Origin of the sequence: Pseudarthrobacter sp. LT1 (assembly GCF_035621795.1) — a bacterium.
GTDB lineage: Bacteria > Actinomycetota > Actinomycetes > Actinomycetales > Micrococcaceae > Arthrobacter.
Window position 1 is genome coordinate 2,362,065 of the sequence record NZ_CP141830.1, and the last position, 20,097, is coordinate 2,382,161.

General features: G+C 66.7%; 20 protein-coding genes. 11 read left to right on the top strand and 9 right to left on the bottom strand.

From position 1 onward, the window contains the following. Positions 1 to 95: 95 nt before the first annotated feature. Positions 96 to 1,694, top strand: a complete 1,599-nt coding sequence (locus VIK36_RS11065) for an ABC-F family ATP-binding cassette domain-containing protein (RefSeq protein WP_159632029.1) — start codon at positions 96 to 98, stop codon at positions 1,692 to 1,694. Here the strand turns inward: VIK36_RS11065 and VIK36_RS11070 are convergent. Genes VIK36_RS11070 through VIK36_RS11085 form a run of 4 tightly spaced genes read right to left on the bottom strand, consistent with a single transcriptional unit; the run spans position 1,691 to position 3,741 of the window. Further along, positions 1,691 to 2,167, bottom strand: a complete 477-nt coding sequence (locus tag VIK36_RS11070) for a YbaK/EbsC family protein (protein WP_324641935.1) — start codon at positions 2,165 to 2,167, stop codon at positions 1,691 to 1,693. The genes VIK36_RS11065 and VIK36_RS11070 overlap by 4 nt on opposite strands. Before the next feature lie 3 nt (positions 2,168 to 2,170). Next, positions 2,171 to 3,049, bottom strand: coding sequence for an SURF1 family protein (locus VIK36_RS11075; protein ID WP_324641936.1), 879 nt, complete (start codon positions 3,047 to 3,049; stop codon positions 2,171 to 2,173). Further along, complete coding sequence (locus tag VIK36_RS11080) at positions 3,050 to 3,313, bottom strand: hypothetical protein (RefSeq protein WP_255172200.1); 264 nt, start codon at positions 3,311 to 3,313, stop codon at positions 3,050 to 3,052. Continuing rightward, positions 3,310 to 3,741, bottom strand: coding sequence for a DUF3099 domain-containing protein (locus VIK36_RS11085; protein ID WP_324641937.1), 432 nt, complete (start codon positions 3,739 to 3,741; stop codon positions 3,310 to 3,312). The genes VIK36_RS11080 and VIK36_RS11085 overlap by 4 nt, the downstream gene beginning before the upstream one ends. A gap of 151 nt (positions 3,742 to 3,892) precedes the next feature. Between VIK36_RS11085 and VIK36_RS11090 the strand changes: the two genes are divergently transcribed. Continuing rightward, entirely contained in the window at positions 3,893 to 4,618 is a 726-nt protein-coding gene (locus VIK36_RS11090) for a beta-ketoacyl-ACP reductase (RefSeq protein ID WP_324641938.1), read from the top strand. A gap of 140 nt (positions 4,619 to 4,758) precedes the next feature. Beyond that, positions 4,759 to 5,523, top strand: coding sequence for an SDR family oxidoreductase (locus VIK36_RS11095; protein ID WP_159632025.1), 765 nt, complete (start codon positions 4,759 to 4,761; stop codon positions 5,521 to 5,523). Positions 5,524 to 5,601: 78 nt separating this feature from the next. On the opposite strand, the gene serB is transcribed toward VIK36_RS11095, so the two are convergent. Beyond that, positions 5,602 to 6,495, bottom strand: coding sequence for a phosphoserine phosphatase SerB (serB, locus tag VIK36_RS11100; RefSeq protein ID WP_324641939.1), 894 nt, complete (start codon positions 6,493 to 6,495; stop codon positions 5,602 to 5,604). Between the two features lie 125 nt (positions 6,496 to 6,620). On the opposite strand from serB, the gene VIK36_RS11105 reads away from it, so the two are divergent. The 5 genes from VIK36_RS11105 (at position 6,621) to VIK36_RS11125 (ending at position 10,657) form a co-directional block, all read left to right on the top strand. Beyond that, complete coding sequence (locus VIK36_RS11105) at positions 6,621 to 7,406, top strand: ABC transporter ATP-binding protein (RefSeq protein ID WP_255172204.1); 786 nt, start codon at positions 6,621 to 6,623, stop codon at positions 7,404 to 7,406. Between the two features lie 20 nt (positions 7,407 to 7,426). Continuing rightward, a complete protein-coding gene (locus VIK36_RS11110; protein ID WP_255172205.1) occupies positions 7,427 to 8,212 on the top strand; it encodes a sulfite exporter TauE/SafE family protein in 786 nt (261 codons plus the stop codon). Between the two features lie 7 nt (positions 8,213 to 8,219). Next, positions 8,220 to 9,029 (top strand): TrmH family RNA methyltransferase, encoded by an 810-nt coding sequence (locus VIK36_RS11115; protein ID WP_255172206.1) that lies wholly within the window; start codon positions 8,220 to 8,222, stop codon positions 9,027 to 9,029. Positions 9,030 to 9,204: 175 nt separating this feature from the next. After that, positions 9,205 to 9,462, top strand: a complete 258-nt coding sequence (locus VIK36_RS11120; protein WP_018761303.1) for a type B 50S ribosomal protein L31 — start codon at positions 9,205 to 9,207, stop codon at positions 9,460 to 9,462. Between the two features lie 88 nt (positions 9,463 to 9,550). Beyond that, a complete protein-coding gene (locus tag VIK36_RS11125) occupies positions 9,551 to 10,657 on the top strand; it encodes a lipoate--protein ligase family protein (protein ID WP_420716208.1) in 1,107 nt (368 codons plus the stop codon). A gap of 129 nt (positions 10,658 to 10,786) precedes the next feature. On the opposite strand, the gene pepN is transcribed toward VIK36_RS11125, so the two are convergent. Next, a complete protein-coding gene (gene pepN, locus VIK36_RS11130; RefSeq protein ID WP_324641942.1) occupies positions 10,787 to 13,456 on the bottom strand; it encodes an aminopeptidase N in 2,670 nt (889 codons plus the stop codon). A 33-nt stretch (positions 13,457 to 13,489) separates the two neighbouring features. Continuing rightward, positions 13,490 to 14,548: a YeiH family protein gene (locus VIK36_RS11135; RefSeq protein WP_324641943.1), complete on the bottom strand. Its 1,059-nt coding sequence runs from the start codon at positions 14,546 to 14,548 to the stop codon at positions 13,490 to 13,492. 113 nt (positions 14,549 to 14,661) lie between these two features. Between VIK36_RS11135 and VIK36_RS11140 the strand changes: the two genes are divergently transcribed. From VIK36_RS11140 to VIK36_RS11150, 3 genes are all read left to right on the top strand, one after another. Next, positions 14,662 to 16,218, top strand: a complete 1,557-nt coding sequence (locus VIK36_RS11140) for a circularly permuted type 2 ATP-grasp protein (protein WP_255172209.1) — start codon at positions 14,662 to 14,664, stop codon at positions 16,216 to 16,218. A 75-nt stretch (positions 16,219 to 16,293) separates the two neighbouring features. Beyond that, positions 16,294 to 17,220 (top strand): alpha-E domain-containing protein, encoded by a 927-nt coding sequence (locus tag VIK36_RS11145; protein ID WP_141160461.1) that lies wholly within the window; start codon positions 16,294 to 16,296, stop codon positions 17,218 to 17,220. Further along, a complete protein-coding gene (locus tag VIK36_RS11150; RefSeq protein WP_324641945.1) occupies positions 17,217 to 18,068 on the top strand; it encodes a transglutaminase family protein in 852 nt (283 codons plus the stop codon). The genes VIK36_RS11145 and VIK36_RS11150 overlap by 4 nt, the downstream gene beginning before the upstream one ends. Positions 18,069 to 18,114: 46 nt before the next feature. Here VIK36_RS11150 and VIK36_RS11155 read toward each other — a convergent pair whose 3' ends face one another. Continuing rightward, positions 18,115 to 18,582 carry a pyridoxamine 5'-phosphate oxidase family protein gene (locus tag VIK36_RS11155; protein ID WP_255172211.1) on the bottom strand — a complete coding sequence of 156 codons (468 nt, stop codon included), beginning with the start codon at positions 18,580 to 18,582 and terminating at the stop codon, positions 18,115 to 18,117. An 18-nt stretch (positions 18,583 to 18,600) separates the two neighbouring features. After that, positions 18,601 to 20,052, bottom strand: a complete 1,452-nt coding sequence (locus VIK36_RS11160; protein ID WP_324641946.1) for an SDR family NAD(P)-dependent oxidoreductase — start codon at positions 20,050 to 20,052, stop codon at positions 18,601 to 18,603. Between the last annotated feature and the right edge of the window lie 45 nt (positions 20,053 to 20,097).

Consider the following 20,097-nt stretch of genomic DNA (forward strand, 5'->3'; position numbering starts at 1 on the left):
TGGATTGTGCCGTTCTCCGGCCACTCTGCCCCGGAGTCCCTTCGCACACAGTGCGCGGACCGTGGCGTTCCCTGTTGTGAAAGGCCTTACCTGCTGTGATTACTGTCCAGGATCTTGAACTGCGCGCCGGTGCCCGGCTCCTCATGGACCAGGTGAGCTTCCGCATCGACAAAGGGGACAAGATCGGCCTGGTGGGCCGGAACGGCGCTGGCAAGACCACGCTGACCCGTGTCCTCGCGGGCGAAGGCCTGCCCGCCGCCGGCAAGGTGACCCGCAGCGGCGAAATCGGGTACCTGCCCCAGGACCCACGGACCCCCGACATGGAACAGTTGGCGCGGGACCGGATCCTTTCCGCCCGCGGCCTGGACATCGTCGTCGGCAAACTGCGCAAGGCGCACGACGAAATGGCAAGCGAGGACGCCGACGTCCAGCGCAAGGCCATGAACCGGTACGACCGGCTGGAATCCGAGTTCCTCGCCGCCGGCGGTTACGCGGCCGAGGCCGAAGCAGCCTCCATCTGTTCCAACCTTGCCCTCCCTGACCGGCTGCTGAACCAGCCGCTCAAGACGCTTTCCGGCGGACAGCGGCGCCGTGTGGAGCTTGCCCGCATCCTGTACTCGGATGCCGAGACCATGCTCCTGGACGAACCGACGAACCACCTCGACGCCGATTCCATTGCCTGGCTGCGTGACTTCCTGAAGAACCACCAGGGCGGCCTGATCGTGATCAGCCACGACACGGACCTGCTGGAAGCCACCGTGAACAAGGTGTTCCTGCTCGATGCCAACCGTGCCCAGATCGACTTTTACAACATGGACTGGAAGCGCTACCTGCTGCAGCGGGAAACTGACGAGCGGGCCCGGAAGCGTGAACGGGCCAACGCCGAAAAGAAGGCACAAGTCCTCATGGACCAGGCCAACAAGATGCGGGCGAAGGCCACCAAGGCCGTCGCCGCGCAGAACATGGCCAAACGCGCCGAGCGGCTGCTCAGCGGACTGGAAGCTGTCCGCGAACAGGACCGCGTGGCAGCCCTGCGGTTCCCGGACCCGTCACCCTGCGGCAAGACCCCGCTCACCGCGGACGGGCTCAGCAAGTCCTACGGGTCGCTGGAGATCTTCACGGACGTGGACCTGGCCATCGACCGTGGCTCCAAAGTGGTCATCCTTGGCCTCAACGGTGCCGGCAAGACCACCCTGCTGCGCATGCTCGCCGGTGTGGACACCCCCGACACCGGTGAGGTCATCCCGGGGCACGGCCTCAAAGTGGGCTACTACGCCCAGGAACACGAAACCCTGGACCACAACCGCACCGTGCTGGAGAACATGCGCTCGTCCGCACCGGACATGAAGGACGCCGAGGTACGGGGCATCCTGGGCTCATTCCTGTTTTCCGGTGACGACGTCGACAAGCCCGCAGGCGTGCTCTCCGGTGGTGAGAAGACCCGCCTGGCCCTCGCCACCATCGTGGCCTCAAGCGCCAACGTCCTCCTCCTCGACGAGCCCACCAACAACCTGGACCCCGCCAGCCGCGCCGAGATCCTCGGCGCCCTCCGCAACTACACCGGCGCCGTCGTCCTGGTCAGCCACGACGAAGGTGCTGTCGAGGCCCTGAACCCCGAACGGGTTGTCATGCTTCCGGATGGCGTTGAAGACCTCTGGAACGAGGACTACCTGGACCTGATCACCCTCGCCTAGCGCACCGTCAGTTCCAGGGCCCCGGTCATGCGGAGCAGCTCCTGGTAGGTGATGCTGAACATCGAGTTGTGGTCACCTGCTCCAGCCCACAGCAGCCCGTGGGCCTGCAGAGTTTCGTCCAGCAGGGTCCGGATTCTCTGGGGATGGCCTACAGGGGCGACCCCGCCAACTTCCTGCCCGGTATGGTCCAGGACGAAAGCGGGGGAGGCGCGGCGGATTTTGCCGGTGCCAAGCTGGGCCGCCACCAGCGCAGTGTCCACCCTGGCCGCCCCGCTGGCGAGGATCAGCAGGGGTTCGCCGCCGACGTCGAAGATGAGGCTGTTGGTGATGGCCGCAAGATCGCATTCGAGCGCCTGCGCTGCTGCCGCCGCCGTGGGAACTCCGGCCGGAAAGGTCCGCACAGTATCCCCGACACCGGCCTCCACCAGGGCCGAGCGCACCAAGGCGACCGGGCCGCCGTCGTACGTTGCCATGCTTTAGTACCCCTGCGCGTCCAGGAGGGCGTCTTCTTCTTCCTCCGCTGTCGCCTTCCGGCGCTTGCGCGACGGTGCCGGCTGGCGGCGGGCCGCAGGGACAGCGGAGTGGACCGCCCCGTCCAGGACCATCTCTTCCTGGTCCTCGGCGTCGATGGCTGCGTTGCGTGCCTGCTGCCGCGCCGCATAGCCGAAGCCCACGAACATCAGCACCCCGAAAGCGAACCACTGCAGCGAGTAGGACAAGTGCGTCCCCTCATCCGTGGACGGCTTGGGGAAGGCAACCGGCATCTCCGCCGGTGCCGGCGTTTCCGAGGCCAGCTGGCCGTACGCACCCGTCATCAGGGGATAACCCAGCTGCGACGAGTAGGTGGGAAGGTCAATGGATGCCAGCTGCCCCTCGGGCGCCCCGCGCTGCAGTTCCGGCTCGCCATGCTTCAAACGTACGACGGCGGTCACGTCACCGGAGGGCGGGGCCGGCACAGAGTCGGGGCTGCCTGGATTCTTGTTGCCGATGGGCAGCCAGCCGCGGTCAATGACAACGGTTTCACCCGTGGTGAGGCGGAAAGGGACCACCACCTCGTATCCGGGCTGCCCATTGAGCGGCCGGTTGCGGACAATCCGCTGCCCGGCGGCATCGTAGGAGCCTTTCAGCTCGACCTGGGTCCATTCCTTGGCCGGGTCCAGCTGGGTGAACTGGTCCCGTGCCTGGGCGAAGGGAATGGGAGTCGCCGAGTAATTGCTGACGACGCGGTTGATTTCGGCCAGGGTCTCGGCGCGCCGGTCCATCTGCCAGCGGCCCAGGAAAACGCACGCGGTGGCAAAGATGGCGGCCAGCAGGAGATAGCCCAGCCACTTGCTGGAAAAGAGGAAACGGTACATTCAGATGTCCTGCTCCAGCGGGGCGTCCCCGGCGGCTTCCAGCGGGAGGGTTTCCTTCCACAGGCCACGCGTCTGCAGGTAGTCCTCCAGCCATTCCCGGTGGTCGGCGCAGGCCAGCCAGGTTTTGCGCCGCTCAGGAGCATGGATTTTCGGGTTGTTCCAGAGAAGCTGCCAGGACGCCTGGGCCCTGCACGCCTTCCGTGAGCAGACGGCGGCAGCCTCCGATGCCACGTCCGTTCCTGCTGCGAAATCGAAAATGCTCATGATGCCTGCCGCTCCTCCCCGTGCTCCGGGTCCTCGTCCTTCACCAGTTCGCCCTGCAGCACGGCGCTTCCCGGTTCTTCATCCGCCACCGGAGGGGCAGGGCTTTCCAGCTCGGCCAGCGGCGCGCAATCCAGCAGCAGGTCACTGGGCGTTTCTGCCTTGTCGCTGCCGTTGGCAATCACCACGGCGAACCACGGCAGGAAGACTGCGCCCGCCACCGCAATGATCTTGAACCAGCCGTCCACCACGAAAATGAGGATCAGGCAGACCATGCGGATGCCCATGGCCAGGGCGTACTTGATCATCCGCTGGCGCATATCCTCCGAATGGGCGGCGGCGGCATCCGTAATGCTGTGGACCTCGCTGTCGCCGGAGAACCGGCCCGGTTCTTCGGGCGCCGGACGTCCCGCATGGTTTTCAAGGGTCACGGTGAATGATCACGCTCCAAAGGCTTCCCTTAATTCTCGCACCATCGGCAGTGCTGCCCAAACCCGCGGCAGGGCTGCCGCTAAGATCGGTTCCAGCCAAACCACACCCTCTACCGCGGCGCAGCCAGCCGCAGAATCCCGGAGCACCTCCATGACTGAAGCAGTTACCGCACCGCGCAGCGTCCTCATCACCGGCGGCAACCGCGGTATCGGGCTGGCCATCGCGCAGGCGTTCCTCGCCAACGGCGACAAGGTGGCTGTGACCTACCGCAGCCAAACCCAGCTGCCCGAGGGCATCCTCGGCGTCAAGGCCGACGTCACCGACGAGGCTTCCGTGGATGCCGCCTTCAAGGAAGTGGAAGCTGCCCACGGTCCGGTGGAAGTCCTCGTGGCCAACGCCGGCATCACCAAGGACACCCTGCTGCTGCGCATGAGCGAGGATGACTTCACCTCAGTGATCGACACCAACCTGACCGGCGCCTTCCGCGTGATCAAGCGTGCCTCAAAGGGCATGATCCGGCTGCGCAAGGGCCGCGTGGTCCTCATTTCCTCGGTCTCGGGCCTGTACGGTGCGCCGGGACAGATCAACTACTCCGCCTCCAAGGCCGGCCTGGTGGGCATCGCCCGATCCCTCACCCGCGAACTGGGCTCCCGGGGCATCACCGCCAACGTGGTCGCACCCGGATTCATCAACACGGACATGACCGCCGAACTCCCCGAGGCCACCCAAAAGGATTACCTGGCCAGCATCCCCGCCGGCCGTTTCGCTGAAGCTGCCGAGGTAGCCAACGTGGTCCGCTGGATCGCCAGCGACGAGGCCGCGTACATCTCAGGTGCCGTCATCCCCGTGGACGGCGGCCTGGGCATGGGCCACTGATCCTTCAGCCTCCGCCGCTGCAGGAAACTAGCCCCGCGGTCCTTATTTGTCGATGTCAGACAACGGATATTGGCCATGGCCGCTGGCATGATGGACTGCAGGCCACAACGATTTAGATGTTTCGAACAAAGGAAGCTCGTATGGGACTGCTGGACAACAAGACGGCGATCGTCACCGGATCATCGCGGGGCATTGGCGCCGACGTAGCCAAGATCCTCGCCTCGGAGGGCGCCGCCGTCGTGGTCAATTACCGCCAGAAGGCGCCCCGCGCCAACAAAGTGGTACAGGGCATCGAAGCCGATGGCGGGCGGGCCGTCGCGGTCGGCGCGGACCTCACCACGCAGGAGGGTGTGCAGGCCCTGGCCAGCGCCGCCATGGAGAACTTCGGGTCCCTGGACATCCTGGTCCTGAACGCCTCCGGCGGCATGGAGACCGGGATGGGGGAGGACTACGCGCTTAAGCTGAACCGCGACGCGCAGGTGAACATGCTCAACGCGGCGGTGCCCCTGATGAAGGAAGGCTCGCGCGTGGTCTTCGTGACCAGCCACCAGGCCCACTTCATCAACACCGTCCCCACCATGCCGGCATACGAGCCGGTGGCCCGCAGCAAGCGCGCCGGCGAGGACGCACTCCGGGACCTGATCCCCAACCTGGCGGAGAAGGGCATCTCCCTGGTGGTGGTGTCCGGCGACATGATCGAGGGCACGGTCACCGCCACGCTCCTGGACCGCTCCACCCCGGGCGCCATCGAAGCCCGCCGCGCCGAAGCCGGGAAGCTTTACTCGGTGGAGGAGTTCGCGCAGGTTGTAGCCGGAATGGCAACGGCCGACGTCGAGTCCGGCCACACGGAGTACGCCGGCGGTGCCGACTACTTCGGCAAGAGCGCCGGGCAGGCTTCCAGCTAAGCAGCAGCGGGCAGATGGCCCCCGCCGCCGGGTAATCCGGCGGCGGGGGCCGCCTTTGTTATGAGGCGTTGCGGGGGCTTAGACCCCGGCGATGTGGCGGACGGCGTCCAGGTACGGCATGTTCAGGGCGGCGTCGGCCACGGCGCGGACGGCGGGCTTGGCGTTGAAGGCCACCCCGATCCCGGCGGCGCCGAGCATGTCCAGGTCGTTGGCGCCGTCGCCCACGGCAATGGTGTGCTCGAGCGCGATGCCTTCGGCAGCAGCCCACTCCCGCAGGTACTTTTCCTTGGCTGCCCTGTCCACGACCGCGCCGAGCACCTTGCCGGTCAGCGCGCCGTCGACGATTTCCAGTTCGTTGGCCTGCCAGTAGTCCAGGCCCAGGTCCCCGGCAATCGGCTCAAGGATCTGGTTGAAGCCGCCGGATACCACAGCCACCGTGTGGCCGGCGGCTTTGAACGCGGCCACGAGCTGATCGGCACCTTCGCTGAGCTTCACTTCTTTGCGGACGGAATGGACGACGTCGGCGGGCAGCCCCGCGAGTACCGCCACCCGGGCGTGGAGGCTTTGGGCAAAGTCGAGTTCGCCCCGCATGGCAGCTTCCGTTACGGCCGCCACCTCCTCGCGCTTGCCGGCGTACGCGGCCAGGAGTTCGATGACCTCCTGCTGGATGAGGGTGGAGTCCACATCCATGATCAGCAGCTTTCGGGCCGCAGAGCGGAGCCCGGAGGGCACCAGGGCCGTGTCAAAACCATCGGTTGCGGCATCCGCCACAGCCCGGCGGAGGGCGGCCAGGCCGGCCGCGGTGGCGTCGGGAAGGGCCAGGTCAAGAACCTGGACCCCATACCGGCTGTCACCGGCGGAGGATTCGGACAGCAGCTCTGCGCCGTGTGAGGCGAGGACGGAACGCAGCTGCTCCAGCCCGGCGGGGGTCATATTCAGGCCATAGCTGACCGCAGTCACGTTCGAAGTCATGCCTGCAATCTTAGTCAGCGCGGGTTGGGTGTCCTGAATTCGTTGCGGACGGCCGCGGCCGAACCCTTAGGGAGCCTTCACACCGGTTATCAGTCATCTTCTGTTTTGTCCTAGTGTCTACTCCTATGAGTGATGTTCTGGAATTGGACTCCGTCAGCGTTGTCCGTGGTAAGAAGACCCTGCTGGACAAGGTTGACTGGCAGGTCAACGAGGGCGAACGCTGGGTCATCCTGGGACCCAACGGGGCCGGCAAAACCACCCTTCTCCAGATCGCGGCCGCGCGCCTCCACCCCAGCAGCGGCACCGCCGGCATCCTCGATGAAGTCCTGGGCCGTGTTGACGTCTTCGAACTCCGGCCCCGCATCGGCCTTTCCTCGGCAGCCCTTGCCACCCAGATTCCGGAGCACGAGAACGTCCTCAACGTGGTGGTCACGGCCGCCTACGGCGTCACGGGCCGTTGGCGGGAGGGCTACGAGCGCGATGACGAACGGCGCGCCTTCCGGCTCCTGAACGACTGGGGTATGGGCCCGCTGCTGAACAGGACGTTCGCAACTCTTTCCGAGGGCGAGCGCAAGCGTGTCCAGATCGCCCGCGCCCTCATGACGGACCCCGAACTGCTGCTCCTGGATGAGCCGGGTGCGGGCCTGGACCTGGGCGGCCGCGAGGAACTGGTCCACAAGCTGGGCGAGCTGGCCCGGGACGAGTCGGCTCCGGCCATGGTCCTGGTCACGCACCACCTTGAAGAAGTCCCGCCCGGCTTCACCCACGCCATGCTGCTGCGCGACGGCGGCGTGGTGGCCGCCGGCCCCATCACCGACGTCCTGACCGAAGAGCACCTGAGCACCACCTTCGGGCTTCCTTTGGATGTCTCCGAGAACGCGGGACGCTACACCGCCACAGCACGCCGCTAGACGGGGCCTGCGCTACTACCTTGGAACTCTTCAGCAGCATCATTGTGTTCATCGCCGGCCTGTGGGCCGGCACCATCAACGCGGTGGTGGGCTCCGGCACGCTTGTGACCTTTCCGGTGCTCATCGCCCTGGGCGTGGCACCCGTCACCGCCTCCATGAGCAATGCCATGGGCCTGGTCTTCGGAACGGGCGCCGGGGCCTTCGGATACCGCCGCGAGCTGGCCGGCCGGGGACGGCAGGTGCTGCGTCTTCTTCCCGCTTCGGTCCTGGGCGGCGTCACCGGCGCCTGGCTCCTGCTGCACCTGCCGGAGAAGGTCTTCCACTACGTCGCCCCTGTCCTCCTGGTCCTGGCCCTGCTGATGGTGGTGTTCCAGCCCCGGCTCCAGGACTGGGTGCGCAACCGCGAGGCCAACCCCGAACACGCAGTCCGGGACAAACGCCACGGCGTCCTCCTGGTGGTCCTGGTCTACCTGGCCGGCGTGTACGGCGGCTACTTTGTGGCGGCGCAGGGAATCCTGCTGGTCGGCATCCTGGGCATATTCCTCACGGGCACCATCCAGAACGCCAACGCCATGAAGAACATCCTGGTCCTCGGCGTGAACATGGTGGCCGCCATCTCCTACCTGCTGTTCGCCTTCGACCGGATCAACTGGCTGGTGGTGCTGCTGATCGCCATCAGCTCCACCATCGGCGGCCTTATGGGTTCGAAGGTAGGGCGGAAACTCTCGCCGCGCGTCCTGCGCGCCGTGATCTTCAGCCTGGGCATCGTGGCCCTCGGCGTGATGATCGCCAACCTGCTGAAATAATCACCCGGTGACCTTCCACTACCTCGAATCCGCCGATGACCCGCGCGTCAGCGACTACACCACGCTGACCGACGTGCACCTGCGCAAGCTCCGTGAACCCGCCGAGGGGATGTACATCGCCGAGTCCTCGCGGGTCCTGCGCCGGGCCCTTGCAGCAGGGCACCAGCCCCGGTCATTCTTCCTCGCCGAGAAGTGGATGGCGGACCTCGACGACGTCTTCCAGGCGTACCCGGACGTTCCGGCGTTCATCGGTTCGGCTGCCCTGCTGGAGGAAATCACCGGCTTCCACCTGCACCGCGGCGCCATGGCGGCCATGCAGCGCCCGGCTCCGGTGCCGCTGCCCGACCTCCTCGCCGGGGCGCGCCGCGTGGCTGTGCTGGAAGACATCGTGGACCACACCAACGTGGGAGCCATTTTCCGCTCCGCGGCGGCGCTGGACATCGACGCCGTGCTGGTCTCGCCACGCTGTGGCGACCCGCTGTACCGCCGCAGCGTGCGCGTCAGCATGGGCACCGTGTTCCAGGTTCCCTGGGCACGTCTGCAGGACTGGCCCGGGGACCTCCGGGTGCTCAAGGACCACGGCTTCACCGTCGCGGCCCTGGAACTGACACCGGATGCAGAGGATGTCGACGCCGTTGCCTCCCGCAACGTGGACAAACTCGCCCTGGTGCTTGGCACCGAAGGTGCCGGCATGAGTCCGGAGACGCTCGCCGCCGTCGACCTCGCCGTCAAAATCCCCATGCGCAACGGGGTGGATTCACTGAACGTGGCCGCTGCCTCGGCCGTCGCCTTCTGGGAGTTGCGCGCCCGGGACTGACCTGCGGCGCCACCACCTGCCGCCAGCGGTGCTGGTTCGTCAGCCCCGTACGGATCGGCTATGATTGATAGCTGGTTGTCCTGCTTTTTCGGCTTCGGCTGATGCGACAGACCGCAGCCATCCCATTCATACCTGGCAGCTGGCAAAATCCAGTTGCGCGAACAAAGGTCCCATTATGAAGTCTGATACCCACCCGAAGTACGAAGCTGTTGTCTTCAACGACCTGGCCTCCGGCACCAAGTTCCTGACCCGCTCCACCGTGTCTTCCTCGAAGACCATCGAGTGGGAAGACGGCAACACCTACCCGGTCATCGACGTCGAAATCTCTTCCGAGTCCCACCCGTTCTACACGGGCAAGCAGCGCATCATGGACTCTGCAGGCCGCGTCGAGCGCTTCAACGCTCGCTTCAAGGGCTTCGGCGGCAAGAAGTAATTCCTTCGCCAAGCTTGTTTGCAGAAGGCCCGCACCGGAAACGGTGCGGGCCTTCCGCGTTAACCGCGCACCGGTTTTCTGGGGCAGGATGGGAAGCATGAGCGAGTCCGGATTTCCTGCCAGCAATGCCGACAGCAACCAGCGCCTGCACGGGGAGTACAAGGTTCCCGGCGGCAAGCTGGTGGTGGTGGACCTGGCCGTGGTGGACGGCGCACTGGCGGACGTCTCCGTCAGTGGGGACTTCTTCCTGGAGCCGGACGAGGCCCTGGAGGACATCAACCGGGCGCTGACCGGGCTTCCGGAAACCACACCTGCCGCAGACCTCGCCGCCGCCGTCACAGCCGCCCTGCCGCCCGGAGCCGTGCTATTCGGCTTCTCCGCGGACGCCGTTGCCGTGACGGTCCGGCGTGCCCTGGCCAAGGCGACCTCCTGGGGAGACCACCAGTGGAACGTCATCGCGCCCACCGTGCTTCCCACGGAAATCAACGTTGCCCTTGACGAGGTGCTCACCGAGGCCGTGGGTGCGGGGGCGCGCACGCCCACCCTGCGGTTCTGGGACTGGCAGGAACCGTCGGTGGTCATCGGCAGCTTCCAGTCCGTGCAGAATGAGGTGGATCCCGAGGGCGTGGCCAGGCACGGCATCAATGTGGTCCGCCGGATCAGCGGCGGGGGAGCGATGTTCATGGAGGCCGGCAACTGCATCACCTACTCGCTCTACCTGCCCCAGACCCTGGTGGACGGACTGAGCTTCGCGGACTCCTACCCGTTCCTTGACGCCTGGGTCATGGCCGCGCTGGAAAAACTCGGCATCAATGCCTTCTACATCCCGTTGAACGACATCGCCACGGACCAGGGGAAGATCGGCGGCGCCGCGCAGAAGCGCCTTGCCAACGGCGGCATGCTGCACCACGTCACCATGAGCTACGACATCGACGCCGACAAGATGGTCGAGGTCCTCCGGATCGGCAAGGAGAAGCTGTCCGACAAGGGCACCCGCAGCGCCAAGAAGCGGGTGGATCCGCTCCGCCGCCAGACCGGCCTGGCCCGCCCGGCTATCATCGAGGCAATGATCGAGGTCTTCAGCGAGCGTTACGGGGCCACACCATCAACGCTCGCGGGACACGAGCTGGCAGCTGCCGAGGACCGGGTGGCCGCCAAGTTCGGCACCCCGGAATGGCTCCACCGCGTCCCCTAGCGTCATCCACTATCGCCACCCGTCCATTGCTGAGCAGCTGCCGTTTTGGGGCCCCAAAACGGCAGTTACGGAGCAATCGATGGGTGGTGGGCCCACGCCGGCAGGGTACCCTGGCCGAGCGCAGCGAGGTTAGGGGGCCGGTTGGGGAACGACGGCGGCCTGTGCCGTGAGTGCGCGCAGCAGGTGGCTGCGCTGCTCCACGATGATCCGGCGCAGTGCGTGCGGCGCGTCCGCGTTGGCGTCCAGCCAGGCATCCGTCCGCCGGACCACGGGGTGGTCCTTGGGCTCCATGCCGTCCGCGAGGTCCTGGGCTGCAGGATAGAGGCCCCGGACAATCCGGCTGGCGATCTCGATGCTCCGCGAGTCCCACGCAGCGCGCAGGCATGCGAAGTAGGGCTCCACGTAGGGTTCCAGCAGCGCCGGCGGCGCGGTGGTGAAGCCGCTGATGGTCGCGGTCAGAAGCTGGTTGGACAGCCCGGTCCCGTGGACGGCCGCATCCCAGGCGGCAGCCTTGACGTCGCGGTCGGGACGGGACGCCGTGGCTGTTGCGTGCCCTGCCCGGCCGGAGGCGGTGGTGTCGCGGGCCAGCTCGGCGTCGAGCTCGGCCGCGGAGGCCTGGCCATTGGCTGCCAAGGCATGCCAGAGGTGCCAGCGGAGCTCGGCGTCCACCGCCAGCCCCTCGACGGCGGACGTTCCATCCAGCAGGCCACGGAGCCGGGGGAGCAGGGCACCGTCCTGCCTGCTGAGCGTGCCGAGGGTGCGGGCCCAGGCGAGCTGCTGGTCCGAGCACGGGGCGGCCTGGTCCAGTTCGGCGGCGGCTGCCGCCAGGAAGGACGCGCGCACCCTGCCGCGGGTGGCGGCGGGCGTATAGCGTTCGACGGCGGTCGCGGCGTTGTCGAGGACGTTCAGGAGTACGCCGATGCCCGTCTCAGCCGCAGCGAAGGCTGTCACGGCGTCCACGTACATGGGTGCGGGGCTTTCGCCGTCCCGCGCCGAGTTCCACAGCGCCGTCCAGCACAGGGCCCGGGCCATGGGATCGGTGATGTGGTCCAGCGAGGCACGTACTGTGGCTTCTGACACCGGATCCAGCCGCACCTTGGCGTAGGTCAGGTCGTCATCGTTGACCAGCAGGAGCGCGGGCCGCGGCTGGCCGGCAAGCTGGGGGAGTTCAGTCCGGGCACCGGCCACGTCGGTTTCGATGGTTCCGGTCCGCACCAGGGCGCCGTCGGTGTCGAAGTCGTAGGAACCGACGCGGAGGCGGTGCGGACGCAGCTCTTCCCGTCCCGTGACCGGGTCCACCGCTTCCTGGACGATCGCCACCTGTCCCAGCACGCCGTCGTCGCCCGTTGCTGCTCTCTCCGAGGCGGGGTCCTTGGACGAACCGTCCACGGTGGAAATATCCAGGGACAGCATCGAGATGCCGGACGTCTGAAGCCACTGCCGGGCCCAGCCGGACAGGTCGCGGCCCGAGGCGGCATCCAGGGCCGCCAGGAGGTCGGCCAGCGACGTGTTCCCGTAGGCGTGTTTCCGGAAGTACTCCCGGGACCCTGCGATGAACGAATCAAAACCCACGTACGCCACCAGCTGCTTGAGGACCGAGGCGCCCTTGGCGTAGGTGATGCCGTCGAAGTTCTGCTTGGCCGCTTCAAGGTCGGGGATGTCAGCCACGATGGGATGGGTGGTGGGGAGCTGGTCCTGCACGTAGGCCCAGGCCTTGCGTTTGTTGGCGAAGTTGACCCAGGCGGTCTCCCAGTTTGTTGCCCGGTCCACGCCAAGGGTTCCCATGTAATCGGCGAAGGACTCCTTCAGCCAGAGATCGTCCCACCACTGCATGGTCACCAGGTCGCCGAACCACATGTGCGCCATCTCGTGCATCAGGGTGTTGGCGCGCGCCTGGTACTGCGCGTCCGTGGCGCGGGAAGTGAACACATAGCTCTCGGTGAACGTCACCAGCCCCGGGTTCTCCATGGCGCCCAGGTTGTACTCGGGCACGAACGCCTGGTCGTATTTGCCCCACGGGTAGGGGTAGTCGAAAAGGCGGTTGAAGAAGTCCAGGCCCTTCTTCGTGAGGGCAAAGAGCTCTTCCGTGTCGAAGGAATCCGCCATGGACGCCCGGCAGTAGAGGGCCAGCGGGACGTCCAGGCGCGTGCCGTCGCCGAGCGTTGCCTGCCACCGGTCCTCGGCGCTGAAGTAGGGCCCGGCCAGGATGCTGGTGATATAGGTGGACATCGGCAGGGTGGTGGCGAAGTCCCAGCAGGCAGTGGCTGGATCGCTGGTCAGCAGCGTGCGGTTCACCTCTGCGCCGTTCGAGGCCACCTTCCACTCCGCCGGAGCCATCACGTGGAAGGTGTAGGTTGCCTTCAGGTCGGGCTGTTCGAAGTTGGCGAAGACCCGGCGCGCGTCAGCCGGCTCGTACTGGGTGTACAGGTAGCACTGGCCGTCGGCGGGGTCCACGAACCGGTGCATGCCCTCGCCGGAGCGGCTGTACAGCGCCGTGCCGGTCACGGTCACCTGGTTTTCGGCCCGCAGGTTCTCCAGCATGATCCGTGCGCCGTCCACCACGTCCCCAACAGGCAGGCTCTTGCCGTTGAGGATCACACTGTGGACGCTGCCGCCGATGAAGTCCAGGAAGGTGCTGGAGCCGGGTTCTGCGGTGAAGGTGATGACGCTGCGGCTGGTGTAGCCGGGAACCGCCGGATCTGCTGCCTGCCGCACATCGAGCGAGACGTCGTAGCTGGTGGTGCTGATCAGGGCTGAACGTTCGGAGGCTTCGCTGCGCTGCAGATTCTCATGTGACACCCGGCTATCTAATCACGCGGCCGGTGCGTCCGCTCAGCCCGCGATCAGGAAGGCAGCCGCCAGGCCCAGCACGGCAATCAGAAGCCAGGATGCCAGCGCCGCCAGGAGCGCCTGCCCTCCTGTATGGAGCAGCGTTCTGATCCTGACGGCCGAGCCCAGCCCGAACAGGGCCGCCCCCAGGAGGATGTCCTGCAGCGTGGCGCCGGTATCGAGCCAGGCCGGGGCCAGCCAGCCGGTGGAGCGGAGAGCCACCATGGCCACGAAGCCCAGCACGAACAGGGGCACCACCGGCGGCATTTTCGAGGTGGTGCCGTTGGCGGCGCCCAGGGCGCGCGCACCGTTCCTGTGGTGCGCGCCGGCCGCGGCAACAATGGGCGCCAGCAGCAGCACACGGGTGAGCTTGACGACGACGGCGATCGCCAAGGCGGCGGTCCCGGCGGTTTGCGCCGTGGCCACCACCTGGCCCACGTCGTGCACGGACGCGCCGGTCCAGGCACCGAACACCGTGGCCGTCAGGCCCAGGGGGTGTGCGAGGAGGGGCAGGACGCCGATGGCGAGCGTTCCGCAGAGCGTCACCAGGGCCACCGGCAGGACAGTTTCGGCGTGCCGGATGCGGCGGACGGCGGCCATGGCGCCGATGGCCGATGCGCCGCAAATGGAGAACCCGGTGGCCACCAGGAGCGAGGTTACCGGCGGGAGGCGGAACAGCCGCGAGATTGCGTAGGTGCCGCCGAAACTGGCCGCGACGACACCCACGATCAGGACCAGGGCCGGCCACCCGAGGTTGAGGACATCCATGACGCTGACTTTCAGGCCCAGCAGCACGATCCCGCCGCGCATCAGATGCTTGCCCGCGAAGTCGAGCCCTGCACGGGCCCGGCCCCCGGTCCAGCTGCCGGCACCGGGCAGGTTGGCGGCCAGGACACCCAGGACCACAGCCATGGTCATCGCAGGCAATGCCGGCAGGATCCCGTGCACCAGGAAGGCAACTGCCACGGCGGCCGCCGCCGTCAACAGGCCTGGAACCAACCGCGCCACAAGGACCCGGAACCTGCCGTGGCCCGGCACGGGGAGGCTTCTGCTGCTTGGCACTCACCTACTGTGCCTGAAGAGGCCAGTAAAGTACGAACCGGGCTGCCGGCGACAACACGCCAGAATGGATGGCAGTAATGAACTCGAAACAAAAAGATGGTTGGCTATTGGACATGTCAGACCTATTCCAGGATTACTCCGAGGCCGCGGGCCGCACCGGAGCCTACGACGAGATGTTTGCCCCCGGGCAACAGGCCAGGGACTCGTACGGGCAGGTGGCGGAGGCGCTCCGGAAGCTCTCCCTGGCGGATGTGAGCGCACGCGCCGACTCCATGGCCCGCACCTTCCTGGACCGGGGAGTGACGTTCGACTACGCGGGCGAGGAACGGCCCTTCCCCCTCGACATCGTGCCCCGTGTCATCCCCGCGGCTGAGTGGGATGTCCTGGAACGCGGCGTGGCGCAGCGCGTCCGCGCCCTGGAAGCGTTCCTGAACGACGTCTACGACAAAATGACCGTGGTCTCCGACGGCGTGATTCCCCGCCAGCTCGTGACCACCAGCGCCCACTTCCACCGGCAGGTCCACGGCTTTGAACCCGCGGGCGGGGTGCGGGTCCACATCTCCGGCATCGACGTCGTCCGCGACGCCGCCGGCACCTTCCGCGTCCTGGAGGACAACGTCCGCGTCCCTTCCGGTGTCAGCTACGTGCTGGAAAACCGGCGCGCCATGGCCAAGGGCCTGCCCGAGGCATTCGGCCAGCAGCTTATCCGGCCCGTGGAAGAGTACCCCCGGCGGCTGCTCTCGGCCCTGCGCAAAACCGCGCCCGCCGGCGTGGACGATCCCACCGTCGTCGTCCTGACCCCCGGCGTGTTCAACAGCGCCTACTTCGAGCACACCCTCCTGGCCGGCCTCATGGGCGTGGAACTGGTGGAGGGCCGCGACCTCATCTGCCGCGGAAACCGCGTCTACATGCGCACCACGGCCGGCGAACAGCGCGTGGACGTCATCTACAAGCGGATTGACGACGACTTCCTGGACCCGCTGCAGTTCCGGTCCGACTCAATGCTTGGCTGCCCCGGCCTGGTCAACGCCGCCCGTGCCGGCGGCGTTACCATCGCCAACGCGGTAGGCAATGGCGTGGCAGACGACAAACTGGTTTACAGTTACGTGCCTGACCTGATCCGCTACTACCTCAGCGAGGAGCCCATTATCGCCAACGTGGACACCTTCCGCCTCGAGGAAAAGGAGGCCCGGGAGTACACCCTGGACAACCTGGCGGAACTGGTGGTCAAGCCGGTGGATGGCTCCGGCGGCAAGGGCCTGGTCATCGGTCCCGATGCCTCCAAGGATGAACTGGACGCCCTCCGCCAGCGGATCATCTCCGATCCCCGCGGCTGGATCGCCCAGCCGGTGCTGCAGCTCTCCACCGTTCCCACCCTCGGTGGTGACAAGTTCGGGCCCCGCCACGTGGACCTGCGGCCCTTCGCCGTGAACGATGGTGACGACGTCTGGGTGCTCCCGGGCGGCCTGACGCGCGTCGCGCTGAAGGAAGGGTCCCTGATCGTAAACTCCAGCCAGGGCGGTGGGTCCAAGGACACCTGGGTCCTTGCCGACTCACCCCAGATGCCGGTGGAAACCGTTCCACGCCAGTCCGTCACGGTCCGCGAACGCGTCTCTGTGTGGCCGGTGGAAAGCAACTGGCGCGACCGCCAGTCGGAGCAGCAGCAGTGAGCCCGGCACTTGAAGACCTGGCCGCCGTCGCACATTTCTTTGATAACGTTCCGGGCGCGCAGGAGGTAGCCGCGAATGCTTAGCCGTATTGCCGAGTCCCTGTTTTGGATCGGCCGCTATGTGGAGCGGGCGGACGGTACCGCCCGCATTTTGGATGTCCACCTGGAACGCCTGAACCACCTCCCCATGGAGGAGCGGAAGAGCGTGGCACAGGAACTCCTGGCCGTCATGGGCGCCAAGCCGCAGAGCGAGGATTTCGGTCTGCCGGAACTGCTCCACGCCCTGGCCTATGACAAGACCAGCGCCACGTCCATTGCCGGTTCCTTGGGTGCCGCCCGCGAGAACGCCCGCCGTGCACGCGAGACCGTGTCCTCCGGGCTGTGGGAAAGCCTGAACACCACCTACTACGGGCTGAGCCAGCACCGCAAGGACGTGGTGGGCACCTACCGTTTCTGCAACTGGACCCTGGAGCGCACCGCCATGGTCAGCGGCCTTGCCGACACCACCGTGAGCCATGACGAGAGCTGGCTCTTCCTGGTCCTTGGCCGTTCGCTGGAGCGTGCCGACATGACGGCGCGGATGCTCTCCACCCGGGACGTCCTCTCCGCAGGCATGTCCTGGGTGAACATGCTCCGGTGCGCCGGCGCGTACGAATCCTTCCTCCGCACCCGCCGCGCTGCGTTCGGAGACCAGCACGCTGCAGAGTTCCTGCTCCTGGACCGGCTGTTCCCGCGGTCCATCGTCTATGCCCTGCGGGACGCGGACGAGTGCCTGGCCAAACTTGACCCGTCCGCCCAGCGCGTGGGTTTCATCAACGATGCCCGCCGCATCGTGGGCCAGGCCCGGACCTTCCTTGAGTTCCACCGCACGGATGACCTCATGTCCGAACTGCCGGAGCACATGGAGCGGGTGCAGAAGGCGGTGTCCCAGGCCTCGGACGCCATTTCCCGTAAGTACTTCAATCAGGCGGACGAACTTGCCTGGGTGGGAGAAGTGTCATGACCCGGTTGAGCATCGTCCACAGGACGGCCTACAAGTACAACAAGCGGGTGACGCTGTCCTACAACGAGGCACGGATGACGCCGCTGACGGATTCACAGCAGGTGGTCCTGGAGTCCGTGGTGAAGGTCTCCCCGTCGCAGGCTGCCGTGAGCACCTACCGCGACTACTGGGGGACCAGGGTCACGGCCTTTGACATGCAGATGCCGCACGAAAACCTTGAGGTGGTCTCCAACATCACCGTCGAGGTGCACCGGGCTGAGAAGATCCCCGCCGAGGCCGACATCGTGGGCTGGGATGAGCTGGCGTCGCCGGAGACGCTTGACGCGTTCAGCGACTGGCTGCCGCAGTCCCGGCTGAGCGGCCCGGGGGACGAGGTCCTGGGCATCATCCCCGGCGTCGTGGCAGGGAAGAATCCGCACGACGCTGCCATGGCGGTCTTCGCCTGGATGCGCGGGGAGATGACGTACATGTCCGGCTCCACTGCCGTCACCACCAACGCGGAGGAAGCCTGGGGCCAGCGCCAGGGGGTGTGCCAGGACCTGGCGCACCTGGCCATCGGTGCACTGCGCAGCTGTGGCATTCCGGCGCGCTACGTCTCCGGCTACCTGCACCCGCGCTCCAGCGCCGGAATCGGTGAGACCGTGGCCGGGCAGTCGCACGCATGGCTGGAATGGTGGGACGGGGACTGGCGGAGCTGGGACCCCACCAACCACAAACCCGCCGGTGACTTCCATGTCACGGTGGCCAGGGGCCGCGACTATCGGGACGTGTCTCCGCTGAAGGGCATCCTGTCCGGCGGCGGCGGCTCCGCCCTGAAAGTCAGCGTGGAGATCACCCAACTCGCCTGACGGACCGGGTTCCCCGGCCTCCGTGGCCGGGGAACCCGCCGTCGGCCTATTCCGATGCCGACCTGGCGGAACTGCTGATCTGCGTCCACCACGTCATCGGGTCGGTGACCTTGAAGCGGCGGCCCGTGACACTGTCCGGGGAGATGCGCACAAACGCGTCCTTCCGTCCCGCCTGCCAGGGGAAGAGGTACAGGCGGGAAGTCTCCAGCACTTCCTCAGTGCTCTTGACCAGGGCAGCGGTGCCCTTGATGACCACGCTCCATGCCAGCCCCGTGTCAGGGTCCACTCCGTCCGCCTCCACCGCCACCGGGGCATCCCCGGAGGCCGCCGACAGCTTGGTTCCCTGGCTGGTGCGGAACACCAGCGTGCCGCCGTCCACGGTGAAGTTGACCGGGAAGATGTCCGGCCGGCCCTCCACGAGGACCGCCAGCCTGCCCACGGACACCGTCCGCAGCAACGCCCAGCATTCGTGGTGTTCGAGATTCTGCACTTGGGTGGATGACTCGTTGCTCATGCCGTGAGCATACCCGCATCACCAGGGGCTGGGCTTGTAATCCTTCAGGAAGACGCCGTACTGGTCCTCGCCCTTTTCACCCATGACGATCGGATCGTAGACCCGCGCCGCACCGTCCACCAGGTCGAGGGGTGCATGGAAGCCTTCCTCCATGAGCCGGACCTTGGTGAAGTGCGGGCGCTCGTCCGTGATCCAGCCGGTATCCACGGCCGTCATCAGGATGCCGTCCGTGTCCAGCATCTCCTGGGCGCTGGTGCGGGTCATCATGTTCAGCGCCGCCTTGGCCATATTGGTGTGCGGGTGGCCGGGGCCCTTGTAGGCGCGGGAGAACTGTCCCTCCATGGCAGAGACGTTCACGATGTACTTGCGCCGCGCCGTGGACCGCTTCATGGCGTCCCGGAGCCGGCTGACCAGCAGGAAGGGGGCGGTGACGTTGCAGAGCTGGACCTCGAGCATCTCCAGGGGATCCACTTCGTCCAAAACCTGAGTCCAGCTGTTGATCGTGGCAAGGTCCGGGACCAGGCCGCCCGCGTCAATCGCGGTACCGGAGGCGATGCGTTCCAGTGACGCAGACCCGGTGGAGAGCGCCAGCGAGGTGATAGCGTCGCCGGCCAGGACCGGGTGTTCGGTGACGCTGCCGGCAAGGGCCAACGGGTGCTTGTCATGGGCGTGGCCGAACGTCAGGAGCTCAGGGCCGCCGTTGGCCTGCTCCAGGGCCGCCGGAAGCGGCTCGTCCTCTGCGTCCACCAGCGGCTTGTAGGCGTTGCCGGACCGGCGCACGGTCTGGGCCGCGTTGTTGATGATGATGTCCAGCGGTCCGGCCTTATCCAGGGAGTCAGTCAGGGCCATGACCTGGGCAGGATCGCGGAGGTCGATTCCCACAATACGGAGCCGGTGCAGCCAGTCCCCGCTGTCTTCCATCGCCGCGAAGCGCCGGGCCGCGTCCTTGGGGAACCGGGTGGTGATGGTGGTGTGCGCACCATCCCGCAGCAGCCGGAGGGCGATGTACATCCCGATCTTGGCCCGCCCGCCCGTGAGCAGGGCCCTGCGGCCGGTGAGATCGGTCCGGGCATCACGCTTGCTGTGGCTGAAGGCCGCGCACTCCGGGCACAGCTGGTGGTAGAAGGCGTCCACCTGGGTGTAGTGCTGCTTGCAGATGTAGCAGGGACGGGACCGGATGAGGTGGCCGGCGATCTTCCCGGTGGCGGACGGCGCGAGCTTGTTGCCGCGGGTCTCGTCGTCGATCCGGTCAGGGGCGGCCGTGGCTGTCTGGGCAATCACGGCCCGGTCGGCATCGGCGATTGAATCGCGCTTGGTGACCCTGCGGTGGCGCTTGACCGCCTTGAACATTTTTCCGGTCGCACGGCGCACCGCGACGTAGTCCGGGTGCTCCTCGTCGTACGCGTGGATGGTGTTCAGGACCTTGAGGCAGGCCTGGATGTCCTCAGGGGTCAGATCGGGGGAGCTCATTGGGAAAATTTTACAGCGTACGCGGCAGGCCGGGGCACCACTGGT